The organism is Arthrobacter sp. Bi26, assembly GCF_918697925.1.
Classification (GTDB): Bacteria; Actinomycetota; Actinomycetes; order Actinomycetales; family Micrococcaceae; genus Arthrobacter.
Genome location: NZ_CAKKMF010000034.1, coordinates 20,847 through 45,519 on the forward strand (window position 1 = coordinate 20,847; position 24,673 = coordinate 45,519).

Consider the following 24,673-nt stretch of genomic DNA (forward strand, 5'->3'; position numbering starts at 1 on the left):
TTACGGAACGCCCCTTCATGGTTACCGCCGGTGTCCCTAGGATGGACCCAGGGACCGGGACAGACTTTCCCGCCCGGAAAAGGAGCCACATGATGCACGCAATCGTCGCCCGCCAGGCCGGGGGCCCCGAGGTCCTGGAGCTCGACAAAACAGCTCGTCCCGTTCCCGGGCCCGGCCAGCTGCTCGTCAAGGTCGCCGCCGCGGGCGTGAACTTTATCGACACCTACAAGCGCAGCGGCATCTACAAGGTCAGCTACCCCTTCACGCCCGGCTCCGAGGCCGCAGGCACCGTGGAGGAGGTCGGCGATGCCGTCACCGGGTTCGCTCCCGGCGACCGGGTGGCCACGGCCGAGGGCGCTGACTGCTACGCCGGCTATGCACTCGTCGACGAGGACAAGGCCCTCCCGGTTCCCGACGGCCTGGACGATTTCACCGCCGCGGCCCTGCCGCTGCAGGGGGTGACCGCCCACTACCTGATCAACTCCACCTTCAAGGTCGAGTCCGGCCACACGGTCCTGCTCCACGCCGGCGCCGGCGGCGTCGGACTCCTAATGATCCAGCTGCTCAAGGCCAGGGGCGCCCGTGTCATCACCACCGTTTCGACGGACGAGAAAGAGCAGCTGGCCCGCGACGCCGGCGCCGACCATGTGCTGCGCTATGAAGGTTTCGCGGGACGCGTCCGGGATCTGACCAACGGCACCGGCGCGGACGTCGTGTACGACGGCGTCGGAAAAGACACCTTCGACGCCTCCCTGGCGTCGCTGCGCATCCGGGGCATGCTGGTGCTCTTCGGCGGAGCCTCCGGCCCGGTCCCGCCGTTCGACCCGCAGCGGCTCAACACCGGCGGCTCGCTCTACCTCACGCGGCCGACCATGGCCCACTACCTGCGCGACGCCCGGGAACGCCGCTGGCGCTCCGACGAAGTCTTTGCCGCCGCTGCCGAAGGCAGCCTCAAGGTCAGGATCGGCGCCCGCTACTCCCTCGCCGAGGCAGCGCGTGCACACGACGACCTTGAACAGCGCCGCACCACCGGCAAAGTCATCCTGGTCCCCTAAGCCGTACGGTCTCCTAGGCCGCACAGCAACACCATCCGTTCATCTCCTGCAGGGACAATGCGCCAGTGACCGAGCAACGACTGACCCCGAGTGAAGCCCCCGACGCCGGTACGGTGCAGAGTCTTCCGGCTGCCAGCGCCACCGTCTACGAGCCGCAGCTGCCGGGCGCACGCTCCGCCCCGGCGGAGCGGACGCTCATCGACATCCTCCGCGATACCGCCGCCCGGTTCCCGGACGCTTCCGCCCTCGACGACGGGCACCGCTCGCTCAGTTACGCCCAGCTTATGGGCGAAGTCCGGGCAACCGCGCGGAAACTGCACCTCGCCGGGCTGGGCGCCGGAGACAAGATCGGCGTCCGGATACCGTCGGGCACCAACGAACTCTACGTCTCGATCCTGGCGGTAATGCTGGTCGGTGCGGCCTACGTCCCGGTGGACGCCGACGATCCGGATGAGCGGGCCAAACTGGTCTTCGGCGAGGCCAGGGTGGCCGCCATCCTCCGCGCCGGCGGGAAGATCGTCACGGACAGCAACCACCCCCGGCCGTTCCCCGATGCCAGGCCGCCAGGCCCCGACGACGACGCGTGGGTCATCTTCACCTCCGGCTCCACCGGCACACCCAAAGGCGTCGCGGTCCAGCACCGCTCGGCCGCCGCGTTCGTGGACGCCGAGGCCCGCATCTTCCTGCAGGGCGATCCGGTGGGCCCGCAGGACCGGGTGCTGGCCGGCCTGTCCGTTGCCTTCGATGCCTCCTGCGAGGAAATGTGGCTCGCGTGGCGCCACGGTGCCTGCCTTGTTCCGGCACCCCGGGCGCTGGTCCGGACCGGGATGGACCTCGGCCCGTGGCTGATCAGCCACGGCATCACTGTGGTCTCCACCGTCCCCACGCTCGCCGCGCTCTGGCCCGTGGAATCGCTGGAAAGTGTCCGGCTGCTCATCTTCGGCGGGGAAGCGTGTCCGCCGGACCTTGCCGAGCGGCTCGCCGTCGAAGGACGCGAGGTGTGGAATACCTACGGGCCCACCGAGGCCACCGTGGTCGCCTGTGCCGCGCGGCTCGGCGCGCCCGGCCCCGTCCGGATCGGCCTGCCGCTGGACGGCTGGGACCTCGCCGTCGTCGACGCCTCTTCGCTGCCCGTCGCCGAAGGCGAGGTGGGCGAACTGATCATCGGCGGCGTCGGGCTGGCCCGGTACCTTGACCCGGTCAAGGACGCCGAAAAATACGCCCCCATGCCGTCCCTGGGCTGGCCGCGCGCCTACCGCTCCGGCGACCTCGTGAAGTACGAAACAGAGGGCCTCATTTTCCAGGGCCGCGCCGATGAACAGGTCAAGCTTGGCGGCCGCCGGATCGAGCTCGGCGAAATCGACGCCGCCCTGCAGTCGCTGCCGGACGTCGCCGGCGCCGCGGCGGCGGTGCAGACCACCGCTGCCGGCAACCAGATCCTGGTCGGCTACCTTGCCGCCGTTTCGGGCCGGGACATCGACCTCGCGGCCGCGCGCGAACTGCTGGGCGAGAGCCTGCCGGCGCCCCTCATCCCGTTGCTGACGCTCGTCGATTCGCTGCCGACCAAGACCAGCGGCAAAGTGGACCGCCACGCCTTGCCCTGGCCGCTGAGCGGAACCGGAGCTGTCGAGGCCGATGGCGCCCCGCTGAACCTGCCCGATGACGCGCAGTGGATCGTGGAGCAGTGGAGCGCGGTACTGGGAAGCCCAGTCACCAGCCTCGACGCCGATTTCTTCGCCTACGGCGGCGGATCGCTGGCCGCTGCACAGCTCGTGTCAGCCCTGCGCGTCCGCTACCCCACCATCACGGTGGCCGATATCTACGCGACGCCCCGGGTGGGCGCCCTGGTGGACGAGGCACGGCAGTCGCTGCCGGAGGGCGGAATGGTCGCCGCCCAGGAGCGCACCGTCCGGCCCACCGCGCGCAAGTCCCAGGCCTTCCAGACGCTCCTGGGCGTTCCCTTGCACATCCTCGTCGGCATGCGCTGGCTGACCTACCTGATGGCCGCGAACAATCTTCTGGCCGCCTTCGCCGGATTCAGCGCCGCGCCAACGGTCTCGTGGTGGTGGGTGGGCGCTTCCTGGCTGGTCTTTGTCAGCCCCGCCGGGCGGATGCTGCTCTCCGTTGCCGCCGCGCGCCTCCTGCTCCGCAACGTCGTGCCCGGCACGTATCCGCGGTCCGGGCGGGTGCACCTCCGGCTCTGGCTCGCGGAACAGATCCAGGACCTCGCCGGCGCCATCAGCCTGGCCAGCGCGCCCTGGGTGCCCTACTACGCGAAGGCGCTGGGCGCGAAGATCGGCGAGAACGTCCAGCTGCACTCGCTGCCGCCCGTCACGGGTCTGCTGTCCCTCGGCGCCGGATCCAACATCGAGCCTGAAGTCGATCTGTCCGGCTGGTGGATCGACGGCGACCGTGTCCACATCGGCGCGATCCGGATCGGCCCCGGCGCAAGCGTCGGCGCCCGCAGCACGCTCATGCCGGGCGCCACCGTGGGTGCCGGCGCGCAGGTGGAGCCGGGCTCCGCGGTGATCGGGAAGGTCAAGGCAGGGCAGCTGGTAGCCGGGTCACCGGCCGAGCGCCGCGGCAAGGCGCGGCACTCGTGGCCGGACTCCGCGCCCGAGCACCGGCTGATGGGCCGGCTGTGGTTTGCCGGCTTCGCCGCGGCATCCGCCATGCTGGCGCTCATCCCCTATGTCTCCGCCGCCGTCGCGGCCTTCGTGATCTTCGCCTTCATCCAGGGCAGCTCCTCCCTGCCCGCAGCCCTCCCCGGCATTGTGCTCTCGATCCCCCTGGCAGCGCTGGCATGGTTCCTGACCAACCTGCTGCTGATCCTGGCCACGACCAGGCTCCTCAGCGTCGGCCTCGCAGAAGGCTACTACCGGGTCAGGAGCCGGATCGGATGGCAGGTCTGGGCGACCGAGAGGGTTCTGGACCTGGCCCGGGATCTGCTGTTCCCGGTCTACGCCAGCCTCTTTACGCCGGTCTGGCTGCGGCTCCTCGGCGCGAAGGTCGGCCGCAACGTGGAAGCCTCGACAGTGCTGCTGATCCCGAGCATGACCACCGTGGGCGAAGGCGCGTTCCTGGCCGACGACACCATGGTGGCGTCCTACGAACTCGACGGCGGATGGATGCGGATTGCCCCGGCCAAGATCGGCAAACGGTCCTTCCTGGGCAACTCGGGCATGACGGCGGCCGGGCGCAACGTGCCCAAGAACTCGCTCGTGGCGGTCCTCTCCGCGACGCCGGCCAAGGCGAAGGCCGGCACATCGTGGCTCGGCAGCCCGCCCGTGCGGTTGCGGCGCACCGCCATCGCCTCCGACGACACCCGGACCTACCAGCCGCCCCGGAGGCTGAAGGTCGCGCGCGCCCTGTGGGAGCTGTGCCGGTTCGTCCCGGTCATGCTGACAGTCGCGATCGCCGTCGGCGTGATGCTCGCGTTCGACGCGATGGCGACAGTCTTCAATTATGGAATCGCCGCCGTCCTGAGCGGGGTGGTGGTCCTGCTTGCCGGGGCCACAGCCGCGGGCAGTGCCGTAGCGGCCAAGTGGCTGCTGGTGGGCCGCATCCGCCCCGGCGAGCACCCGCTGTGGAGCTCCTTCATTTGGCGGAACGAGGTGGTGGACACCTTCATTGAGATGGTCAGCGCCCCGTGGTTCGCGCGGGCGGCCACCGGGACTCCGGCGCTCGTGTGGTGGCTGCGGGCACTCGGCGCGAAAATCGGTGCGGGGACCTGGTGCGAAAGCTACTGGCTGCCCGAGGCGGACCTGGTCACCCTTGGCAGGAACTCAACCGTCAACCGCGGGTGCGTCGTCCAGACCCATCTGTTCCATGACCGTGTCATGAGCATCGACACTGTTACGCTCGATGACGGAGCCACCATGGGGCCGCACGGCGTCATCCTGCCGCAGGCCAGGATCGGCAGCGGCGGCACGGTGGGTCCCGCGTCCCTCGTCATGCGGGGCGAAACCGTCCCCGCCGGGACGTACTGGATGGGCAATCCGGTCAGCCCGTGGGACGGGCCCGCGCCGCCCGCCGGGCCCCGGTAGGCCCGGCCTGCGCACGTCCACCCGCACCACAACCCGAAGGTCCGTCCATTGAGCACCAGCGCACCAAGCAGCGGCGCCGCCGCCACAGGCGGGGAAATCAGCCGGGAAATCAGCCGCGAGATCAGCCGGGCAACCGGCCCGGCAGCCGGCGCACCGGACCCCTATATGCCGGGCCACGGGACCAACGCCTACCGCGTCACCCGTTATGAACTCGATCTGGACTACCGGGTCAGCAGCAACCGTCTTGCCGGGCGCGCCGTCCTGCACGCCGTCACCCAGCTCCCGACGTCGGCGATCGTCCTGGACTTGGCCGGACTGCGGGCCACGAAGATCCAGCTCGACGGACGCAGGGTGCGCAGGTTCACCCAGCGGGCCGAGCAGCTCGTCATCTACCCCGACGGTCCGCTGCTCGCCAACGAGGCCTTCACCCTGGACATCCGCTACGAGGGCTACCCTGCGCCGCGCCGCGGCCTGTGGGGCGAAGTCGGCTGGGAAGAGCTCTCCGATGGTGTGCTGGTCGCCGGCCAGCCCAACGGCGCCGCCTCCTGGTTCCCCTGCAATGACCACCCGCGGGACAAGGCGAGCTACCTCATCACGGTGACCACCGACGCGAACTACCGGGCCGTGTGCAACGGCGTGCTGCTCTCCCGCACCAGCCGGGCCAGCCGCGAGAGCTGGGTGTACGAGCAGGCCGAACCCATGGCCACGTACCTCGCAACGGTGCAGATCGGTCGCTACGAACTCCTGACGCTCAACGCCGAGCGGCCGTCGGGGCATGTGCCGCAGTACGTGGCCGTTCCGGCGGCGCTGGCGGCGGGCGCCCGGGCCGCCTTGGCCCGCCAGCCTGACATGATGCGGACCTTCACCAACTGCTTTGGCCCGTATCCGTTCCCGGAGTACACCGTGGTGGTCACTTCAGACGTGCTGGAGATCCCGCTGGAAGCGCAGACACTGTCCATCCTGGGCCCAAATCATTTGCGGCAGGACTGGGATTCGCAGCGGATGGTCGCCCACGAACTTGCCCACCAGTGGTTCGGGAATTCGCTCACCACTGCGACGTGGAAAGACATCTGGCTGCACGAGGGCTTTGCCTGCTACGCGGAATGGCTCTGGTCTGAAGAGGCCGGCATCATGTCGGTGGCGGCCCGCGCCCGCGCCGCCTGGCGCAAGCTCGCCGCTGCCCCGCAGGACCTGATGGTGGGCGATCCCGGCCCGGAGCTGATGTTTGACGACCGGGTCTACAAACGCGGAGCCCTGGCCCTGCACGCACTGCGGGTTCGCTGCGGCGACCTCGCATTCTTCGCCCTGCTGCACGACTGGACGGACCGCTTCCGCCACGGCACCGTGACCACTGCCGACTTCATCGTCGCGGCCGCCCACACGACAGGCCTCGACGCAGAGGCCCTGCTGCACCCGTGGCTGTTTGACCACACCCTCCCGCCGCTCCCGCAGGCAGCACCGCCCAGGCTCTGAGGGAAGGACTAGGGAAGGACCGCGGCGGCGACGGCGGCCACGAGGTCCGCGGGCAGTCCTGTCTCGGCCGGCGGCAGGTCCCGGAGCCCGGCACGGCCGTCCACGGTCGGGGCGAGCACGTCGAGGGTGTCCGGCGCCGTCTGCAGCCCCGTGCCCAGCATCTTGAGCCACGCCTCCTTGCGCGCCCAGAGCCGTGCCCGGCCGCGCAGCAGAGCGATGCCGTCCAGGCCGGCGAGGTGCAGTTGTTCGGCCGGGGTCAACACGACATCGTCGAACCCATCGAAGTCCGCCCGGGCCGGATCCTCGACGTCGATGCCCAGGCGCTGGCCCGGATCCGGGTCCACGAGCCCGGCCAGAAGCGTCCAGCCGGCCGCGCGGGACAGGCTCAGCAGCAGCGGCACGGCCTCGCCGCGGAGCTGGTAGCCGGGCTTGCCGTGTGAGATGTTCGAGCCCGTGCCGCAGCGTGGACAGCTGTACCAGGCTGTGAGGTCCGACGCCGGGACGCCGAGCAGGCCGGCGGCGAACCGCCGCTGCGCGAGCCGGCCGGCGAGGAAGTCCTGCCGGGTCCGCGGGGTCATGGCCCGGGCCCGCTCGAGCTCGGCCCCGTCCAGCAGGGAACGCGAGTCGCGTTCCAGCTCCGACGCAGCCGGGGATTCCGCAGGAGGCCGCGGCACACCGCGGTCTCCTGGAACGCCAAAGGGCGGGCAGGCACGCACAACAAGGTGTGGTGCCATGACCCGCCCCTTTCAGAAAGCCAGCGCTGTCACCAGCGCAGTCCTCAGCGCTGCACCGCTCCGAAGCGTTCGTGGGCAGCGGCAACGGCACCTTCACGCGCCGCCGAGGCCTCGTCGGCCGTCAGGGTGCGGTCGTTGGCGCGGAAGCGCAGGCTGAACGCCAGCGACTTCTTGCCCTCCTCGATGCCCTTGCCCGCGTAGACGTCGAACAGTGCAACGTCTTCAAGCAGCTCGCCGGCGCCTTCACGCAGGGCCGCCAGCACCTCTTCCGCCGGGACATCCTGCGGCACCACGAGGGCCACGTCCTGGGTGGCCACGGGGTACGTCGAGATGTGCCGGGCCACGATCACGTCGGCAGCCGCCTCGAAGAGGGCGTCGGCGTTCAGTTCCAGCGCCACGGAACGGGCCGGCATGTCATGTGCCGCCAGCAGCTTCGGGTGCAGCTCGCCGGCGTAGCCCACGACTTCGCCGGTGCGCAGTTCAAGCTGCGCTGCCCGGCCCGGGTGGAAGGCCTGGTGCCGGCCCTGCGTGACCAGGAGTTCGACGCCGAGCACGTCCCCGGCGATCCGGGCGATGTCCACCGCGTCCGCCCAGTCCCACGCCCGCGGGCTGTGGGCCGGGGCGGCAGGAGAGTCGTGCCCCGTGAGCACAGCGGCGAGGTGCAGCGGCTGGTCCGGGACGCCGTCGTACAGGCCATCCAGTACCTCGTCGCTGGGCTTGACGCCGAGCGGCGGAATCGCGGCGGTGCCAAGCTGGTCCCCGGGCAGGAACACGAGACCGGCCTCGAAGAGGGCGAGGTCGCGGAAACCGCGGGAGTGGTTGCGCTTGGCTACCTCGATCAGGCCCGGCAGGACGGAGGTCCGCAGGAAGCCATGCTCCTCGCTGATCGGGTTGGCCAGCTTGAGGGCCTTGCGCTCCGCCCCCTCGGCGGGGACGCCAAAGGTGTCATTGGCGGCCTTGGAGACGAACGGGTAGGCCAGCACCTCGGTGAGTCCGGCGTCGGCGAGGGCCTGGATCAGGCGGCGGCGCTGCTGCTGGACGCGGGTCAGGCCACGGCCCGGGGGCGCCACCGGCAGGGTGGCCGGGATCTTGTCGTAGCCGACCAGCCGGGCGATTTCCTCGGTGAGGTCGTCCTTGGTCTCGAGGTCGTGGCGCCAGCTCGGGGCGGTCACGGTGTAGCCGTTGCCGGTCTTGGCAACCATGGCGCCGAGGTCTTCGAGCGAGGTCAGGATCTGTTCCTCGGTGAAGTCGATCCCGATCCGGGCTGCCGCGTACTCTGCCGGCAGTTCGATGGTGACGGCGTCCGGCGCGGTCCCGACGTCGGTCCCGGCCTCGTCGGCCGTTCCGCCGGCGAGGTCGACCAGCAGGTCCACCACACGCTGGGCGGCGACATCGGCCACCTGCCAGTCCACGCCGCGTTCGAAGCGCTTTGACGCCTCGGACGGCAGCTTGTGGCGGCGGCGGGCGCGGGCGATCGAGACTTCGTCGAAGTGCGCGGCCTCAACCAGGACGTTCGTGGTGGCATCGGACACCTCGGTGTGCGCGCCGCCCATGACGCCGGCGATGCCGATGGGCCCGGATTCGTCCGTGATCAGCAGATCCTCGACGTCGAGCGTGCGCTCCTTCTCGTCCAGGGTGGTGATCTTCTCCCCTGCCGTGGCGCGCCGGACGACGATGTCGCCGGCCAGCTTGTCCAGGTCATAGCAGTGGTTCGGCTGCCCGAGCTCGAGCATGACGTAGTTGGAGATATCCACCGGCAAGGAGATGGACCGGATGCCGGCGAGCCGGAGACGGGAGGTCATCCACGGCGGGGTGGGCCGGGTGGCATCGACACCGCGCACGGTGCGGGCCACAAAACGGTCGCAGCCGGGCTTGCCGTAGATGGGGGCGTCGTCGTTGAGCTTGACGCCGTAGCCGCCGGACAGCGCCTCCGGGACCCGGACCTTGGAGACCGGGTCCGTGAATGCGGTGCCGGTGGCGTGCGCGTATTCACGGGCCGCACCGCGGATGGAGAAGCAGTAGCTGCGGTCCGGGGTGACGTTGATTTCCGCGGCCTGGTCGTAAAGGCCCAGCAGTTCCATGGCGTCGGTGCCGATTTCGGGATCCAGCCCGATCCTCGACAGCACCAGGATGCCGTCGTGGTCCTCGCCGATGCCGAGCTCACGCACGGAGGCGATCATGCCGGCGGAGAGGTGTCCGTAGGTCTTGCGCGCGGAAATGTGGAAGTCGCCCGGCAGCACGGCGCCCGGAAGGGTGACCACCACCTTGTCGCCTTCGACGAAGTTGTGGGCGCCGCAGATGATGCCCTGCACGCCGGAGGGGTCGATGCCGTCGCCGGTCAGGGTCTGCTGCTGGCCCTCGGGGACAACCCGGACCTGGCACCAGTTGATGGTCTTGCCGTTGGTCTGGGGTTCCTTGACGATGCTCAGCACCTGGCCCACCACGATCGGACCCTGGAGGGTGTCCGTGGGGCGGTGGACTGCTTCTTCTTCGAGTCCGACCTTGACGAGCTCGGCCATGACGTCTTCGGCCGTTGCTTCGGCCGGTACCTGCGCGAATTCGCGCAGCCAGGAAAGTGGGATACGCACTGTTTAGATCTCCATCCCGAAGTGCTCGCTGAAACGTACGTCGCCTTCAATCATGTCGCGCATGTCGCCAACCTCGTTGCGGAACATGAGGGTGCGTTCGATGCCCATGCCGAAGGCAAAACCGGAGTAGACGTCCGGATCGATGCCCGCGGCGCGCAGGACGTTGGCGTTGACCATGCCGCAGCCGCCCCACTCGATCCAGCTGGGGCCGCCTTTGGCGCCCGGGTGCCAGATATCGAGTTCGGCGGACGGCTCGGTGAACGGGAAATAGTTGGGGCGCAGCCGGATCTGGGCTTCCGCACCGAACATCTGGCGTGCGAAGTGCTCCAGGGTGCCGCGGAGGTCCGCCATGCTCAGCTTCTTGTCGATGGCCAGGCCCTCGAACTGGTGGAAAACGGGAGTGTGCGTCGCGTCGAGCTCGTCCGTGCGGAACACCTTGCCCGGGCACAGCACGTAGATGGGCAGCTCCCGTTCCAGCATGGAGCGGACCTGCACCGGGGAGGTGTGCGTGCGCATGAGCAGGTGGGCTTCGGGCGGCTCGACGAAGAACGTGTCCTGCATGTCGCGGGCGGGGTGGTCCGGCTTGAAGTTCAGGGCATCGAAGTTGAACCACTCGGACTCGACCTCGGGCCCTTCGGCGATTTCCCAGCCCATGCCGACAAAGATGTCCGCCACGCGGTCCTGCAGCGTGGACAGCGGGTGGCGTGCACCGGCACGGCGCCGGCGCGGTGCCGCCGTGACATCCACAGTCTCTTCGACGAGGATCCGCGCGTCGTTCTCGGCCTCGAGCTCCACCGTCCGGTCCGCGAGGGCCTTGTTGACGCGTCCCCTGGAGGCGCCCATGAGCTTGCCGGCGGCGGCCTTCTGGTCCTTGGGAAGCGCCCCGATCTCACGGTTGGCGAGGCTCAGCGCGGACTTTTCGCCCGTGTGCGCGAGGCGCACGGCCTTGAGTTCATCGAGGGTCGCGGCAGCGGCGATGGCGGCAACGGCCTGGTCTACGGCAGCGGTAATGGCGGCTTCATCCAAAGGATTCGGGACGGCGGCGCCCGGCAAAGTTTCAGTCATCTACTGTTCTTAGCTACGAGTCGGAACATGCCACAGCACACGGCACGGGCACAGGGCACGGCGCGGGTTCTCGGCAAGGCTTAGGGTCACTGTCCCCAGTCTAGTAGACGGCCGTCGGCCGCAAGGCAATGTCGCTTCAGGAGCCCGCGCCACCCTCGTCCGCGCCTTGGCCGTCCCCGGCCGTCAGCGGAGCCGGTAGATGGTCCGGTGCCAGTCCTTGTGGGCGATTCCGGTGATGTCGAACATGACGTGTTTGATCTGGGTGTATTCGTCGAACGAGTAGGCGGACATGTCTTTCCCGAAACCTGACTCCTTCACGCCGCCGTGGGGCATTTCACTGATGATCGGGATGTGGTCGTTGATCCATACGCAGCCGGCCTTGATCTCGCGGCTGGCCCGCAGGGAGCGGTACACGTCGCGGGTCCAGGCCGAAGCCGCGAGCCCGTACGGGGTGTCGTTGGCCAAGGCGATGGCGTCGTCGTCGGTGGCGAAGGGCAGCACCGTCAGTACGGGACCGAAGACCTCATTGCGGACAATGTCGCTGTCCGGCGCGGCGTCGATGATCAGCGTGGGGGTGTAGAAGGCGCCCGCGGCCAGGTCTCCGCCGGGGATTACGCCGCCGGTGACCACTGTGGCGTAACCCCGGGCGCGGTCCACGATCGAGGCCACCCGGTCCCGGTGGGCGTAGGAGACCATGGGCCCGATGTCGGTCTCCTCGTCCGCCGGCGCTCCCACCCGGATTCCCCGGTAGAGCTCAGCGACCTTGGTAACAAACTCCTCGTAGACACTGTGGTGCACGATGGCCCGCGTCGCGGCCGTGCAGTCCTGTCCGGTGTTGATCAGGCTTCCGGCGACGGCACCGTGGGCGGCTGCCTCGAGGTCGGCGTCCTCGAAAACGACGAACGGCGCCTTTCCGCCGAGCTCCAGATGGACCCGTTTGGAGTTGGTGGAGGCGGCTTCCAGGACGGTCCGGCCTACGCTGGTGGAACCGGTAAAGGAGACCATGTCGACCTCCGGGTGGCGCATGAGTGCTGCGCCGGCTTCGGGCCCGTCACCGACGATGATGTTCACCACACCGTCCGGCAGGCCCGCCTGCTGCAGGGTCCGGGCGAACATCAGGGTAGTCAGTGGAGTGATTTCGGCCGGTTTAAGGACGATGGTGTTTCCGGCGGCGATGGCAGGAAGGATCTTCCACGCCGCCATCTGCAGCGGATAGTTCCACGGCGAGATCGATCCGATCACGCCGATGGGTTCGCGGCGGATGCTGGACGTGTGGTCCGGGGAGTACTCCGCGGTGGCTTTGCCTTCAAGGCTCCTGGCGGCCCCGGCGAAAAAGTCCGCGTTGTCGATAGTCCCCGGGATATCGAACTCGCGGGCAAGACGAAGCGGCTTGCCCGTCTGACGGCTTTCCGCCAGGGCGTAGTCCTCCGCCTGTTCCTCCAGCAGCCGGGCGAAACGGGAAAGCACCGCTGAACGCTCACCTGGGGTGGTGGTGGACCATGCCGGGAATGCGGCCCGCGCGGCAGCCACGGCGAGGTCGACGTCGGCGGCACTCGCGAGGGTGACCGTTTCCACCACTGCACCGGTGGACGGATCGACAATATCCAGTTTGCGGCCGGAGGTGCCGGTCTGGGATTGCCCGGAGATGAACTGGTGCATGTGTATCTTCCTTTTTCTTGTTTGACGTCGGCGAAGCGCCTGCGCGGCGGAGGCGCTCCAGGGCCGACAAGAGGTCGTTCAGAGCGGGGCGGTGGGAACCGTCCCCGTTGCCGGGCTAGAGCAGGGCTTCGGCGGCCGTCAACGTGTGCCGCAGGATCTGCTCCATTTCGTCGAACTCGGACTGCCCGACGATCAACGGCGGGGAGAGCAGGATGACGGGGTCCCCCCTGTCGTCGGCCCTGCAGTACAGGCCGTTTTCGAAGAGCTCTTTGGAGAGGAAGGTCTTGAGGATCCGGTGGCTTTCCTCCGGGGTGAACGTTTCCCTGGTCGCCTTGTCCTTGACCAGTTCGATGCCATAGAAGTAGCCGCTGCCGCGCACGTCCCCCACGACCGGCAGGTCAAGGAGCTTTTCGAGGGTGTTGCGGAAGGCATCCTCGTTCCCCAGGACGTGCTGGTTGAGGCCCTCGCGCCCGAAGATGTCCAGATTGGCCAGCGCCACGGCGGCGGCAACGGGATGGCCGCCGAACGTGTAGCCGTGTTTGAAGAAGGAATCGCCCTTTGCGAAGGGCTCGAAGAGGCGGTCCGAGGAGATCATGGCACCCATGGGCACGTAGCCGCTGGTAAGGCCCTTGGCGCAGGTGATGATGTCCGGAACGTAGTTGAATTTCTCGGCACCGAAGTAGGTGCCGAGCCGCCCGAACGCACAAATGACCTCATCGCTGACCAGCAGGACGTCGTACTGGTCGCAGATTTCGCGCACCCGCTGGAAGTAGCCCGGCGGGGGCGGAAAGCAGCCGCCGGCGTTCTGCACCGGCTCCAGGAACACGGCGGCAATGGTTTCCGGGCCTTCGGCCAGGATGGTGGCCTCGATTTCGTTGGCAGCCCACAGCCCATAGGCAGCAGGGTCGTTTGGGTGCTGCGCGGCCCGGTAGAAGTTGGTGTTGGGGACACGGTGTGTGGAGGGCACCAGCGGCTCGAAATCAACCTTCAGATCCGCGATCCCGGTGATGGACAGGGCGCCGTGCGTGGTGCCGTGGTACGCCGTGGACCTCGAGATGACCTTGTGCTTCTGCGGCCGTCCGGTCAGCCGGAAGTACTGCTTCGCCAGCTTCCATGCCGACTCCACCGACTCGGAGCCGCTGTTCGTGAAGAACACCTTGTTCAGGCCCTGAGGGGCGAGCTGCGCCAGGCGTTCGGCCAGTTCCGTGGCGGGCTTGTTGGCGAACGACCACAGGGGGAAGAACGCGAGTTCGGAGCCCTGGCGGGCCATGACGTCGGCCAGTTCCGTGCGGCCGTGGCCCACCTGTACTGTGAACAGGCCCGCGAGTCCGTCGAGGTACTTGCGCCCTTTGTCGTCGTAAATGTAGGCGCCCTCGCCGCGCACGATCATCGGCAGCTCGTCGTTCGTCTGGGGGTGGGGGGAAAAGTGCAGCCAGAGATTGTCCCGCGCTGCGGCCTTCAAATCGGTCCGGTTCCGCTGCTCAGCTAGCTTGGTCACGGATATCACCTTTTCTTCAATCAGTGGTTGAGCTGGATTACAAGAGTGTGTGGGCCGCTAGGGGCTGAGGTAGACCTTGCGCAGGCGTTCGTGGACGGTCCAGGTGGTGCGCATGCCCGCGCCCAGGCGCATCAGTGTTCCTGGCGAGAGGGCCGCGCTGCCCGCCCCGCGGTCGTCCCCGTGGATTTCCACGGTGGCCCTCCCTGCGATGACGATGAAGAGTTCCTCCGCCTCGACGTCGTACATGCCGCCGGCAGACATTTCCCAGACACCGAGTGCCAGGTCTGCAAAGCTGCCCAGTGCATGGGTGGCCGTGGTCGGTGCGCCGGAGGCTACCTTCCCGGGTTGCACTTCTTCGTGCAGCAAGGAAAGCGCTGTCGTGTCCACCGGAGCGCCGGGAATCAGTTCGAGTCTCATCAGGAGTCAAACCCCATTCCAACCGCGTCCATGAGTTTCAGCCACGGCCCGCGCCGGCCCTGGTTCCGGTCTGCGCGGACCATCGCCGCGGTGGTGATCTTGACGCCGAGCCAGGCCAGCGGCTCGGGCGGGAAGGGCAGCGGGCGCTTCCGGACCATGCGGAGCCGGGTGCGTTCGGTGGTGGATCCGGAGAGCAGGTCCAGCATGACGCTGGCCCCGAAGCGAGTGGCCCCGACGCCCAGTCCGGTGTAACCCGCGGAGTAAGCGACACGTCCGCCGTGCGCGGTGGTGAAGAAGGAGAAGAAGCGGCTGCAAGTATCTATGGCTCCGCCCCACTTGTGGGTGAAGCTGACGCCGTCGAGCTGCGGGAACGTCGCGAAAAAATGTGCCGCAAGCCGTTCGAAGGTCTGCTCGCGCTGGTCATATTCCGGTTTGACGGTGCGGCCGAAGTAGTAGACCGCGTCGTAACCGCCGAAGAGGATGCGGTTGTCCTCGGTGAGCCGGTAGTAGTGGAAGCGGTTGTTCAGGTCGGACAGTCCCTGCCGGTTGGACCAGCCGATGGCGGCCAGCTGTTCGGCGCTGAGCGGCTCGGTCATCAGCACGTAGTCGTAGACCGGGACGGTGTGCAGGCGGGTCCGTTTGAGCAGGGAGGGGAAGACGTTGGTGGCCAGCGCCACGTCGGCGGCCGTGACCGTTCCGGCGTCCGTTGCAAGCCGGACGCCGTGGGGGGTGCGGGTGAGGCCGCGGACGGGCGTGTGTTCGTAGATTTCGACGCCGAGTTCCAGGCAGGCGCGTTGCAGGCCCCAGGCAAGCCGGGCGGGGTTGAGCATGGCGCTGCCCTTTTTGTCCCAGAGCCCGGCCCTGTAGACGGGAGAGTCCACTTCGGCGCGGATGGCCGTTTCATCCAGGAATAGGACGTCCGGGTTCTTGCCTTTCTCGGCCCGCAGCCACGCGACCTGGTGGTCTTCTGTGGCGACGTTGAGAGTCCCCGTCCATTCGAAGCCGCAGTCGATGCCGTACTTCTTGATCGCGTCTGAGATTTCCTGCAGGTTCTCCATCCCCAGTTCATGGAGGCGTGCTGATTCGTCGGGGAGGTGCTTTTCCCCGTTGGCCTCGCCGTGGGTCAGGCTGGCGTCGCAGAAGCCGCCGTTCCGGCCGGACGCGGCCCAACCGATACGGTTTCCTTCCAGCAGCACCACCCGGCGGCCGGGGTCACGTTCTTTGGCCATGAGTGCCGTCCAGAGCCCGGTGTAGCCGCCTCCGACGACGGCCAGATCCGTGGTGGTGTCCGTAGCCAGTGCGGCCAGGGGCTGAGGACGGGCCGGGTCATCAAGCCAGTAGGGCGCCCGGGAGGCGCCGTCGAGCGCCGTTGTGATTTGTTGCCGGCTGGTCGATGATTCGGCGGTGTCGTAAGTGGTCATGGCGTCGCTCCGATGGTGTGTGGTGGGGGTGGACCGTCCGGCAGCAGAGGGGCGGGCCTACGGACATGGCTTTGGGGATCCGGGCTGGAGCCTCACCGTGCAATTGCATCGAGGCTCCAGCCGGGTTTCGGGATGGAGTCGATCAGGAGCCGCGTGTAGGCGTGCCGGGGGTGTTCGAGCAACTCAGCCGTTGCGCCGGATTCGACCACGGCGCCTTGACGCATCACGGCAGTTGTTTCGCACACGCGCCGGACGACGGCGAGGTCATGGCTGACGAACACAAGGGTCAGCCCGCGTTCGTGCCTGATTTCGTCGATGAGGTCGAGAACCTGGGCCTGGACCGAGACATCGAGGGCGCTGGTGGCCTCGTCCAGCACGAGGACCTCGGGTGAGGCTGCCAGGGCCCGGGCGATAGCGACCCGCTGGCGCTGCCCGCCGGAGAGCGTGCGCGGCCTGGCCTGGGCGTGCTTTGCGGCGAGCCCGACCTGATCGAGCAGCGTCAGCACACGCGCCCGGGCGTCGGCGTGGCGCGAGGGCGAGTGCAGGCGGAGGGCGTCTTCGATCGCGGACCCGGCCGAAATGCGGGGGTCGAGGGATAGATACGGGTCCTGGAAGACGATCTGAACGGCCCGGGCGCGTCCCAGCCTTTCCTCGCGGCCGCCGGGGCGCTTGGACCGCGAGACCCCGTCGACAAGGATGTCCCCCGCATCGGGACGCTCCAGCCCGACGAGCATTCTCGCCAGCGTGGACTTGCCCGAGCCTGATTCGCCGACGAGCGCCAGGGCTGCGCCCCCCTCCACCGAGAAGGACACGTCGTCGACGGCGCGGAGGTCCTCCGCGCCGCGAATCGAGTATGTCTTGGTCAGCCCGCGGGCCTCGAGCGCCGGAGTGCGCGGGTCGGGGGCGTCAACGCGTGCGTCCAAGGGGTTCGGGCCGTTCGCATCGGCCAACACCGGCCGGGCAACGGCGGAGGTGATGCTCGGCGTCGCCGCAATCAGCCGCTTCGTGTACTCGGCCTGAGGGTTCGCGAAGACGGCCCGCGCGTTGCCGTGCTCGACGATCAGCCCCGCGTGGATCACGTAGACCCGATCGCACAGCGCCGAGGCGAGGTTCAGGTCATGCGTAATGAACAGCATTCCCATGCCGCGCGTTTCCTGTTGCTGCCTGAGTACGGCGATGATTTCCGCTTGGGTCGTTACATCGAGCGCCGACGTCGGCTCATCGCAGACGAGCAGGCGGGGCGAAGTAGTGAGAGCGCCCGCGATCATGACCCGCTGCAGCATCCCGCCGGAGAGCTCGTGCGGGAACTGCGAAAGGTGCGACTCTGGCCGCGGCAGACCGACCGAACGGAGCAGATCGAGCGCCCTCTTGTCCGCATCGGGCCTCGACCAGCCGTGACACAGCCGGAGCGATTCGGTGAGGAAGTCACCGATGCGCCGGACCGGGTTCACCCCCGAACGCGGATCCTGGAACACCATCGAGACGGTGCCGCGTCGCCGCGCGAGGGCCTCCCCCGGGGAACAGCGGAGCATGTCCGTTCCGTCGAGAAGCACGGATCCGCCGGTGCGGGCGCCCGCCGGCAGGAGACCGAGCACGGTCCGGGCGGTCAGCGACTTGCCTGACCCGGACTCCCCGACGAGCCCCACAGTCTCTCCCGCTTCAACGCGCAGGGACATGCCGTCCAGCAGGCGGGAAGCCGATCCGCCCGCCAAATCGATCGTCAGCTCGGAAATCTCCAGCAAAGTCATGAGGGCAGCCTTCCGCCGATTCGATCGGAGAGCTCTTCCCCGATGACGTTCACAGCAATCACGACCAGCACGACGGCGATCGCCGGCACCAAGGCGGGCAGCGCCTGGCCGCTCAGCAACGCACCCCGGCTGTCGTTGATCATTGAGCCCCAGTCGGCCGTCGGTGGCTGCACACCGAGGCCAAGGAATGACAGGGCCGCGAGGTCAGCGAGCACATACCCGAAGTTCAGGGTGGACTGTGCCCCGACGGTCGGCATGACATTGGGAAGTACCCGCCGGACGGCGATCCACCCACCGGAGAATCCCTGCACCCGGTAGGCCGCAACATAGGGCCGGGCGCGTTCGGAGATGACGAGCGATCGGACGAATCTCGCTACATACGGGGTGTAGGCGATGATCATCGCGATCACCGGCGCCGTGAGCCCCTTGCCGAAGAGCGCGACCGCAAGGATGGCGAGCAGCAGGGCGGGGAACGCGAAAAGCAGGTCGAAGACCCGGCCCAGGACCGAATCGATCCAGCCGCCGAACCAACCGGCCAGGAGCCCAAGCGCGATGCCGAGGAGCGTCGAGAGCCCCACGACCAGAAGCGGGCCCAGCAGCGAGGTCCGCGCGCCGAACATCATCCGGCTCAGGGTGTCACGGCCGGCGGCGTCGGTGCCGAGCCAGTGCGCGGCCGTGGGGTCGGACAGGACGTTTCCGAGGTCAACGAAGTCGGGGTCGTAGGGAGCGATGATCGACGCGGCTGCCGCGGCGGCGACCATGATGCCCACCATGACGATGCTGGTTAGGAAAAGGGCGTTGCCTGCCGGGAGGCGGAACGGGCGGAGCCCGGTACGGGTGAACGTTGAGGTGGTCATCGTGCTGCTGCACCTGCCTTGCTGCGGGGGTCGATGGCGGAAGCGAGCAGGTCGACGGCCGTATTCACGGTCACGAAGATCAGCACAATGAGCAGCACGATGACCTGGACGACGGGGAAGTCGAGCCGGTCAACGGACTGGACCAGCAGGGAGCCGATGCCGGAGAGCCCGAAGGCCTGTTCCACCACGGCGCTGGCGACGAGCAGGCCGGCGACGAGGACGCCGCTCACCGTGAGGATGGGCCCGAGCGCATTGCGCAGCACGTGCCGGCGCACGACGGCTCCGCGGGCGACCCCGCGGCTCACCGCGACCTCCACGTGCTCCCGGCCGAGCTGATCCAGCATCGAGGATCTGGTGACCCGTGCCACGAGCGCCACAAAGGCGAGGGCGAGGGCGAGGGCCGGGAGCACGAGGTGATAGAGCGTGTCCAGAAACCCTGTTCCGCTGCCGAATGAGGGGAACCAGCCGAGCTGCACGGCGAAGAGCGCGATGAGCACGATGGCGCCGACGAAGGAAGGGATCGCCGCGAGCCCCGTCAATGCGGTGAGGATGATCCGATCCGCGGCCTTCCCGCGAGTGAGGGCCGAGACGATACCGGCCGCGAGGCCGAGCACTGCGATGATGAGCCCGGCCAGGACGATCAGCCCAAGTGTCGTCGGTGCGCGCGAGGCGAGCAGGGTGCTGACGTCCTCGCGGTACTGGAAGGACCGGCCGAAGTTCCCGTGCAGGACATTGACCAGCCAGTCGACGTACTGCGCCAGGACCGGCTTGTCGAGCCCGTACTGTGCGGTCACCGCGGCGATGGCCTCCGGGCTGGGGCTGCGCCCGCGCAGGAGGAAGCCGAGGGGGTCACCGGGCACGAGGTACATGGAGAAGAAGACCATGACCGAGGCCACGAAGACGGTCAGGACAAGCGCCCCGAGCTTTTTCAGGATGAGGGCGATGGTCATGTCTGCGCGCCGATGGTGGCCGCCCACGGGAAGTACATGTAATTGATCGACGGCGACACCCCGGTGATCCGGGAGCCGAGCCACACGGTTGTGGGCACCTCGTAGAGCGGCAGCCACGGCAGCTCGTCGTTGACGATGTGCTGGGCCTTGTCGGCTTCCCGGGCGCGGTCGCTGGGATCGGCGATGCCAATCGCCTTCTTGACGAGGGCGTCGTATGCCGGGTTAGACCATCCGCCGTAGTTGCTGAACTGGCCGGTGCGCAGGACACCAAACATCTCGAATGGGTCCGCGGTCGAGAGATACCACTGGGTGTACAGCAGGTCGATGCCCTTCCGGGCGGCCGCGTCGGAGAACAGCGTCGTGTACTTGGCGGGCGAAATCGAGTCGATGCGCGGTTTGAGGCCGATCGAGGTCGCGGCGGACGAGACGGCCTGGGCGATGACGTCGGCCCCGGCGGAGAGCGGGGAGGTGGCGATGACAATTTCCTTGCCGGTCGCCCCGGCGTCGCTGACTAGCTTCGTGGCGGCGGCGACATCCAGCGGGTAGCTCTCCAGGCCGGAGTAAGCGCCGTCAGCGACCTCCTTCCCGGCCCCGTTCCACACCGAGCGGGAGGTCAGGGCGTCCGTCACCTTGGCATGGCCCTGTTCCGCCGCGGCAACCAGTCCTGGGCGGTCGATCGCCATCATGAGTGCCTTCCGGACGCGCACATCGCCGAGCGGGCCGGACATGTCCGTGACGATCTCGCTCGCGATCGCGGTGCTGGTGCCGAAGTAGATCTTGCCGTTCGGCGAGGACTTAAGGCCTCCGATGGCGTTCGACGGGATCATCCAGCCGCCGTCGACCTCACCGGATTTGAAGGCGTTGACGCGTGTGTTCGGGTCGGACAGGAACACGAACTTCACCTGCTGGGACTTGGCCACGAGGTTCTTGTCCCAGTAGGCGTCGTAGCGCTCGAGCGTTATGGCCTCGCCCGAGTCCCACTTCCCGAGCGAGAACGGGCCGGTGCAGTTGACGCCGGCGGTGGAGTTGCCGTAGTCGGCGCCGTCCCGGGCGAGTGTGGCGGCGGACTCCACGGTGCCGGGGCTGGCTGCCATGGAGAGATTGAACTGTGAATCGGGAATCGTGGTGGTGACGGTGACCTGCATCTCGCCGGTCTGCTCGATGGAGGACACGTTGGTGTACGAGCTGTTCCAATATGAGCCGACTGCAGGGTCAAGATGGCGCTGGAGGGATGCGACTACGTCCGCCGCCGTGAGGGGCGTGCCGTCGTGGAAGGTGACGCCCGGCCTGATGGAGTACACCCAGGTGGTCGGTGTCGGGTTGTCCCATTTCTCCGCGAGGCCTGGCGAGACACTGAGGTCCGCATTCCAGCGCAACAGGGACTCGCACACGTTGCTGAGCACCTGATTGTCCGGGTAGTCGAAGGCGTGCGCGTAGTCGAGGGAGGCGGGCTCCGCATAGATCGACCAGGTGAAGGAGCCCAGTTCCCCCGCCGGTGCCGGCGTCGTGGCGGTCAGCTCGTAGTTCGCCGCTCCGCTCACTGGGGTCTTCGCGCCGCCCGTGCAGGCGGCCAACGCCAGCAAACCCGTGAGGAGGACGGCGGTGGCGGCGAGGGAACGCCGGGCCGGAACGCCACGGGGACGGCGCGCGGCGGAGAGGGGTGGTTGAGGTTCTATGGTCATGACGTCCTCCAGTGCTATCGATTGGTGTTGCTGGCGGCCGCGTAGACCTGTTCGCCGCGCACCCAGGTCGAGGTGACGGCGGTCGTGTGGAGATCCTGCGGGGCCAGCTCGAAGGGGTTCGGCCGGAGCACGGCGAGGTCGGCGAGGTAGCCGGGCGCGATCATGCCCGTGTCGTGGTCCCGGTGGTTCACATAGGCACTGCCGGCCGTGTACGCGGTCAGTGCTGTGGCAAGGTCGAGCCGTTGGCTGGGGTCGCCGAGGGGGCCGGAGGGAGAGTGCGGTGCCACCCGGTTGACTGCGACGTGGATCGCCTCGATGGGGTTTGCGCTCGATACCGGCCAGTCGCTGCCGGCGGCCAGGCGCGCCCCGCTGGCGAGGAGTTCGCCGAAGGGATAGTGGCGCGATTCGGCGTCGGCCGGCAGGAAGGGCAGGGTGAGCTCGTCCAGCTGGCTTTCGTGGCAGGCCCATAAGGCCTGCATGTTGACGACGACGTCGAGTTCGGCGAACCGCGGCGCATCCGCCTCGCTGACTACCTGCAGGTGCGCCAGGTGGTGCCGGTTACCACTGGGGCCGTTGACCCGGCGGGCGGCCTCGACTGCGTCCAGGGCCTCGCGGACGGCACGGTCGCCGAGTGCATGGAAATGTACCTGGAAACCGGCCGCGTCGAGTGCCGTCACGTACTCCTTGAGCCGCTCCGGGTCGATGAAGGAGAGCCCGGCGTTGTCCGTGCAGTGGCCGTGATTGTCCAGGTAGGGGGTCGTCATGGCGGCCGTGAAGTTCTCCGCTACCCCGTCCACCATGATCTTGACAGTCCCGGCCGAAAACGCGTCGCCCGGAAGCCGCGCGGCGACGTCTGCCCGGCGTTCGGTCAGGCGGGGCAGCTGCTCAAGGCCGGAATCGCGCTCCCACCACTGGGCTCCACGGACGTGAGCGCGCAGCGTCTTCTCGGAGACGGCCGCGCTGTAAGTTTCGAGCGTGTCGGATGCGCCGAACAGGGCGCCGACGGCGGCGTCCTGCCAGCCAGTTATGCCGAATCCGAACAGCTCCTCCTGGGCGCGGAGCAGCCCGGCGTAGACGAGATCGGGGTGCGCGGCGGGCCGCACGTGGTCAAACAGGTTCATCGCGCCTTCGTGAACCGTACCTGCCGGGCTGCCGTCGGACTCGCGCTCAATTCGGCCGTCTGCAGGATCCGCGGTCCCCGCGTGGATGCCGGCGAGTTCAAAGGCCCGGGTGTTGGCCCAAGCGCCGTGATGGTCGCGGTTGAAGAGCAGCACAGGGCGGTCCGGCACGAGCCGATCGAGCGCCTGCCGGGTCGGCGTGCCGCCCGGAAAATGGTCCATCGACCAGCCACCGCCGAGGATCCACTCCGCGCCCGGGTATTTTGCGGCGTACGCGGCGATCGTTCCTAGCGCGTCGGCCGCGCTCTCCGCATCACTGAGATTGCACTGCAGAAGTTCCATTCCGGCGGACGCCGGGTGAACGTGCGCATCTTGGAAGCCCGGAATCAGGAGGGCGCCGTCCAGGTCGACGACCCGGGTCTGCTCCGTGGCCGCCGCGAGAATCTCGACGTCGGGCCCGATCGCCTTGATGCGGCCGTCGGATACTGCGACTCCCAGCCGTTCCGGCGTGTTCGATGCGGCGGTGAAGGTCCATCCGCCCGTAAAGATCAAGTCTGTCTTTGTCGCCAAGTGAGCCTCCTGGGTTGCGGTGCGTCGTTGCACCTCTGGTCGATCCCCAGTGACATTAGTCACGAATCGGCAACCATGTCAACGGTGTTGACTACAAAGTTGACTTCGTTGGGGACGGCGCCATACTGGTAGCTGGGGGACGGTGAATTCGCGTTTCCCGGCGCGGAGAAACATCCGCCGCCAGTGATTGTGATGTACTGCTGTCAGCCGATGGCAAGAAGGAGTGGGTCAAGTGGCGAATCCTCTCGCTGAGCGGCGCGCGACGGCGCGGGCAAAGCCGCGGCTCGACGCCGAGACGATCATTGCTGCCGGGCTGCAGATCGCGGCGAGGCCGGGCGCTACGGCCGTCACGGTGCGGGAATTGGGTGCGCTGCTCGGGGCTGATCCGACGGCGATCTACCGGCATTTCCGCAGCAAGGACAACCTCATGGGGTCGCTCCTGGACCGGCTGTTCGCGATGAGCCTTGAGCGCGTGACGGCCCCGCGTGAGCAGTGGCGCACGCGCCTGACGCAGCTGGCCACTGCCACGATCGACCTGTTCACCGAATATCCGGCGATCGGTGCCGAGGCGATCGTGCTGAGCACGGGGGGTCCCGCGGAGCTCGAAATCGTCGAACTCATCCTCGATGGGCTCAGCGTCGCCGGACTTGAGGGTGAGGACATCGTGCGGCATTACGCGGCCCAGTCGACCTACGTCCTCTCTTATGCGGCCGGTATCGCCCGCGGGCTGAGCATGCGTGAGGGCGTGGCGGCCGAGGAGCACGGATCGTGGATGGGTCGCTCTCTGGCCGTGACGTCGGCATCGCATCCGCAGATCAATGCGCTGCGGGAGCAGCTGCTCGCGCTGCGTGACCGCGAGGTCTTCTTCCTGGGCGTTGACGCCCTGCTCGACGCGGTTGACGCAACCGTCGAGCGCCGCAAACGGTAGCTGGCACACCAGGGCCTTGTCCCGCAATAGCGCCGCTGCCGGCTGACTGCTGACGCCAACGGCGTGCCCACGGACAAAGTGCGTGCAGGTACCGCCGGAAACTAAGGCGCGTTGGAGAAGTTGCGACTAATGATGTGATCGAGGAGCGTGTCCCGGTCGAGGCCCAGAAGGGCCGAAGCAAGACTGGCGACCAGGTCGAGCACATCATCGCTGCTGGCGGTGCCGGCGAGAACATCCATGACCAGACCGTCTTCCTGGGCCACAAGGGTACGCGCAATCTTCGCCGGTTCAAGGACAGGAAAGAACTCACCGGCCTGCGTTCCATCGGCAATGATCCGTTCATAAATCAGCTGCTGGGTGCGGGTGAGTTCCTCTTGGATCCGTCGGTGCTCCGCGTCCCTGAGCGAATGGGTCCAGTACTCGTAAAGAATCCGGAAGGCATCATCCTCCAGCCCTGCCGTCGTGCCTGCGCTGATGACGGCGGCGAGCCTGACGGTCGGACTCATGCCGGTGTCCGCTGCCTCCGATAGCCGCGTGAGAAATCTGGCGGAAGAGGCGTGGACGGCTGCCGCGGTGATCTCGGCCAGGCTTCCGTAGTAATACAGCACGGCGTTTGGGGCCATGCCTGCCTCCGCCGCAATCGCGCGCAACGTCGCAGCTTCTGCGCCGTCACGGGCGGCGACGGCCTGTGCTGCCGCCGCAATCTCCCTGCGGCGCCCTTCCCTCTTGCTGAGGTTTGCCATTGCCACTCCCCCTTTGGCCCGATGCCTATTGACAACGAGTCTAGACCCGTATTGAATGGCATTCAAATTTGAATGTGATTCAAATAACTTTGATTCGATGAGGAGTCTCCGTGTCACATCC

At 67.9% G+C, this 24,673-nt stretch carries 17 protein-coding genes; 4 read left to right on the forward strand and 13 right to left on the reverse strand.

The genetic code is table 11. The features are described 5' to 3' along the window. Window positions 1–89 precede the first annotated feature (89 nt). The 3 genes from LQV16_RS11040 to LQV16_RS11050 all read left to right on the forward strand — a co-directional run bounded on the left by LQV16_RS11040 (window position 90) and on the right by LQV16_RS11050 (window position 6,574). Entirely contained in the window at window positions 90–1,055 is a 966-nt protein-coding gene (locus LQV16_RS11040; RefSeq protein WP_229993934.1) for a quinone oxidoreductase, read from the forward strand. 113 nt (window positions 1,056–1,168) lie between these two features. Then, entirely contained in the window at window positions 1,169–5,101 is a 3,933-nt protein-coding gene (locus LQV16_RS11045; protein ID WP_229993949.1) for a Pls/PosA family non-ribosomal peptide synthetase, read from the forward strand. Window positions 5,102–5,266: 165 nt separating this feature from the next. Beyond that, the gene (locus LQV16_RS11050; RefSeq protein ID WP_229993950.1) at window positions 5,267–6,574 is read left to right on the forward strand and encodes a M1 family metallopeptidase; all 1,308 of its coding nucleotides are present in this window, start codon (window positions 5,267–5,269) and stop codon (window positions 6,572–6,574) included. 8 nt (window positions 6,575–6,582) lie between these two features. Here the strand turns inward: LQV16_RS11050 and LQV16_RS11055 are convergent, their stop codons facing one another. From LQV16_RS11055 to LQV16_RS11110, 12 genes are all read right to left on the reverse strand, one after another. Further along, window positions 6,583–7,308 carry a 4'-phosphopantetheinyl transferase family protein gene (locus LQV16_RS11055; protein ID WP_229993935.1) on the reverse strand — a complete coding sequence of 242 codons (726 nt, stop codon included), beginning with the start codon at window positions 7,306–7,308 and terminating at the stop codon, window positions 6,583–6,585. Between the two features lie 44 nt (window positions 7,309–7,352). Then, window positions 7,353–9,896 carry a phenylalanine--tRNA ligase subunit beta gene (gene pheT / locus LQV16_RS11060; RefSeq protein ID WP_229993936.1) on the reverse strand — a complete coding sequence of 848 codons (2,544 nt, stop codon included), beginning with the start codon at window positions 9,894–9,896 and terminating at the stop codon, window positions 7,353–7,355. A gap of 3 nt (window positions 9,897–9,899) precedes the next feature. Then, on the reverse strand, window positions 9,900–10,961 hold the full coding sequence (gene pheS / locus LQV16_RS11065) for a phenylalanine--tRNA ligase subunit alpha (RefSeq protein WP_090576206.1): 1,062 nt from the start codon (window positions 10,959–10,961) through the stop codon (window positions 9,900–9,902). 183 nt (window positions 10,962–11,144) lie between these two features. Continuing rightward, the gene (locus LQV16_RS11070; protein WP_229993937.1) at window positions 11,145–12,620 is read right to left on the reverse strand and encodes a gamma-aminobutyraldehyde dehydrogenase; all 1,476 of its coding nucleotides are present in this window, start codon (window positions 12,618–12,620) and stop codon (window positions 11,145–11,147) included. 115 nt (window positions 12,621–12,735) lie between these two features. Continuing rightward, entirely contained in the window at window positions 12,736–14,118 is a 1,383-nt protein-coding gene (locus LQV16_RS11075) for an aspartate aminotransferase family protein (protein ID WP_229993938.1), read from the reverse strand. Between the two features lie 57 nt (window positions 14,119–14,175). After that, window positions 14,176–14,535 (reverse strand): cupin domain-containing protein, encoded by a 360-nt coding sequence (locus LQV16_RS11080; protein ID WP_229993939.1) that lies wholly within the window; start codon window positions 14,533–14,535, stop codon window positions 14,176–14,178. After that, entirely contained in the window at window positions 14,535–15,956 is a 1,422-nt protein-coding gene (locus tag LQV16_RS11085) for an FAD-dependent oxidoreductase (protein WP_229993940.1), read from the reverse strand. The genes LQV16_RS11080 and LQV16_RS11085 overlap by 1 nt, the downstream gene beginning before the upstream one ends. 92 nt (window positions 15,957–16,048) lie before the next feature. Then, entirely contained in the window at window positions 16,049–17,704 is a 1,656-nt protein-coding gene (locus LQV16_RS11090; protein WP_229993941.1) for an ABC transporter ATP-binding protein, read from the reverse strand. Continuing rightward, window positions 17,701–18,561 carry an ABC transporter permease gene (locus tag LQV16_RS11095; RefSeq protein ID WP_229993942.1) on the reverse strand — a complete coding sequence of 287 codons (861 nt, stop codon included), beginning with the start codon at window positions 18,559–18,561 and terminating at the stop codon, window positions 17,701–17,703. Before LQV16_RS11095 ends, LQV16_RS11090 begins: the two co-directional genes overlap by 4 nt. Then, entirely contained in the window at window positions 18,558–19,511 is a 954-nt protein-coding gene (locus LQV16_RS11100) for an ABC transporter permease (RefSeq protein WP_229993943.1), read from the reverse strand. The genes LQV16_RS11095 and LQV16_RS11100 overlap by 4 nt, the downstream gene beginning before the upstream one ends. After that, complete coding sequence (locus LQV16_RS11105) at window positions 19,508–21,193, reverse strand: ABC transporter substrate-binding protein (RefSeq protein ID WP_229993944.1); 1,686 nt, start codon at window positions 21,191–21,193, stop codon at window positions 19,508–19,510. The genes LQV16_RS11100 and LQV16_RS11105 overlap by 4 nt, the downstream gene beginning before the upstream one ends. A gap of 14 nt (window positions 21,194–21,207) precedes the next feature. Continuing rightward, the gene (locus tag LQV16_RS11110) at window positions 21,208–22,881 is read right to left on the reverse strand and encodes an amidohydrolase (protein ID WP_229993945.1); all 1,674 of its coding nucleotides are present in this window, start codon (window positions 22,879–22,881) and stop codon (window positions 21,208–21,210) included. A 232-nt stretch (window positions 22,882–23,113) separates the two neighbouring features. Between LQV16_RS11110 and LQV16_RS11115 the strand changes: the two genes are divergently transcribed. Beyond that, window positions 23,114–23,809 carry a helix-turn-helix domain-containing protein gene (locus tag LQV16_RS11115; protein WP_229993946.1) on the forward strand — a complete coding sequence of 232 codons (696 nt, stop codon included), beginning with the start codon at window positions 23,114–23,116 and terminating at the stop codon, window positions 23,807–23,809. Between the two features lie 101 nt (window positions 23,810–23,910). Here LQV16_RS11115 and LQV16_RS11120 read toward each other — a convergent pair. Next, window positions 23,911–24,673 (reverse strand): TetR family transcriptional regulator C-terminal domain-containing protein (locus LQV16_RS11120; protein ID WP_229993947.1); only part of this gene is annotated, 763 nt, incomplete at its 5' end.

Bases quoted from the DNA above. Each gene is read 5' to 3' on its own strand.
- LQV16_RS11040 (WP_229993934.1), top strand. From the start codon at position 90: ATGATGCACGCAATCGTCGCCCGCCAGGCCGGGGGCCCCGAGGTCCTG.
- LQV16_RS11090 (WP_229993941.1), bottom strand. From the start codon at position 17,704: ATGACTTTGCTGGAGATTTCCGAGCTGACGATCGATTTGGCGGGCGGA.
- LQV16_RS11070 (WP_229993937.1), bottom strand. From the start codon at position 12,620: ATGCACCAGTTCATCTCCGGGCAATCCCAGACCGGCACCTCCGGCCGC.
- LQV16_RS11080 (WP_229993939.1), bottom strand. From the start codon at position 14,535: ATGAGACTCGAACTGATTCCCGGCGCTCCGGTGGACACGACAGCGCTT.
- LQV16_RS11085 (WP_229993940.1), bottom strand. From the start codon at position 15,956: ATGACCACTTACGACACCGCCGAATCATCGACCAGCCGGCAACAAATC.
- LQV16_RS11095 (WP_229993942.1), bottom strand. From the start codon at position 18,561: ATGACCACCTCAACGTTCACCCGTACCGGGCTCCGCCCGTTCCGCCTC.
- LQV16_RS11050 (WP_229993950.1), top strand. From the start codon at position 5,267: ATGCCGGGCCACGGGACCAACGCCTACCGCGTCACCCGTTATGAACTC.
- LQV16_RS11100 (WP_229993943.1), bottom strand. From the start codon at position 19,511: ATGACCATCGCCCTCATCCTGAAAAAGCTCGGGGCGCTTGTCCTGACC.
- pheS (WP_090576206.1), bottom strand. From the start codon at position 10,961: ATGACTGAAACTTTGCCGGGCGCCGCCGTCCCGAATCCTTTGGATGAA.
- LQV16_RS11105 (WP_229993944.1), bottom strand. From the start codon at position 21,193: ATGACCATAGAACCTCAACCACCCCTCTCCGCCGCGCGCCGTCCCCGT.
- LQV16_RS11055 (WP_229993935.1), bottom strand. From the start codon at position 7,308: ATGGCACCACACCTTGTTGTGCGTGCCTGCCCGCCCTTTGGCGTTCCA.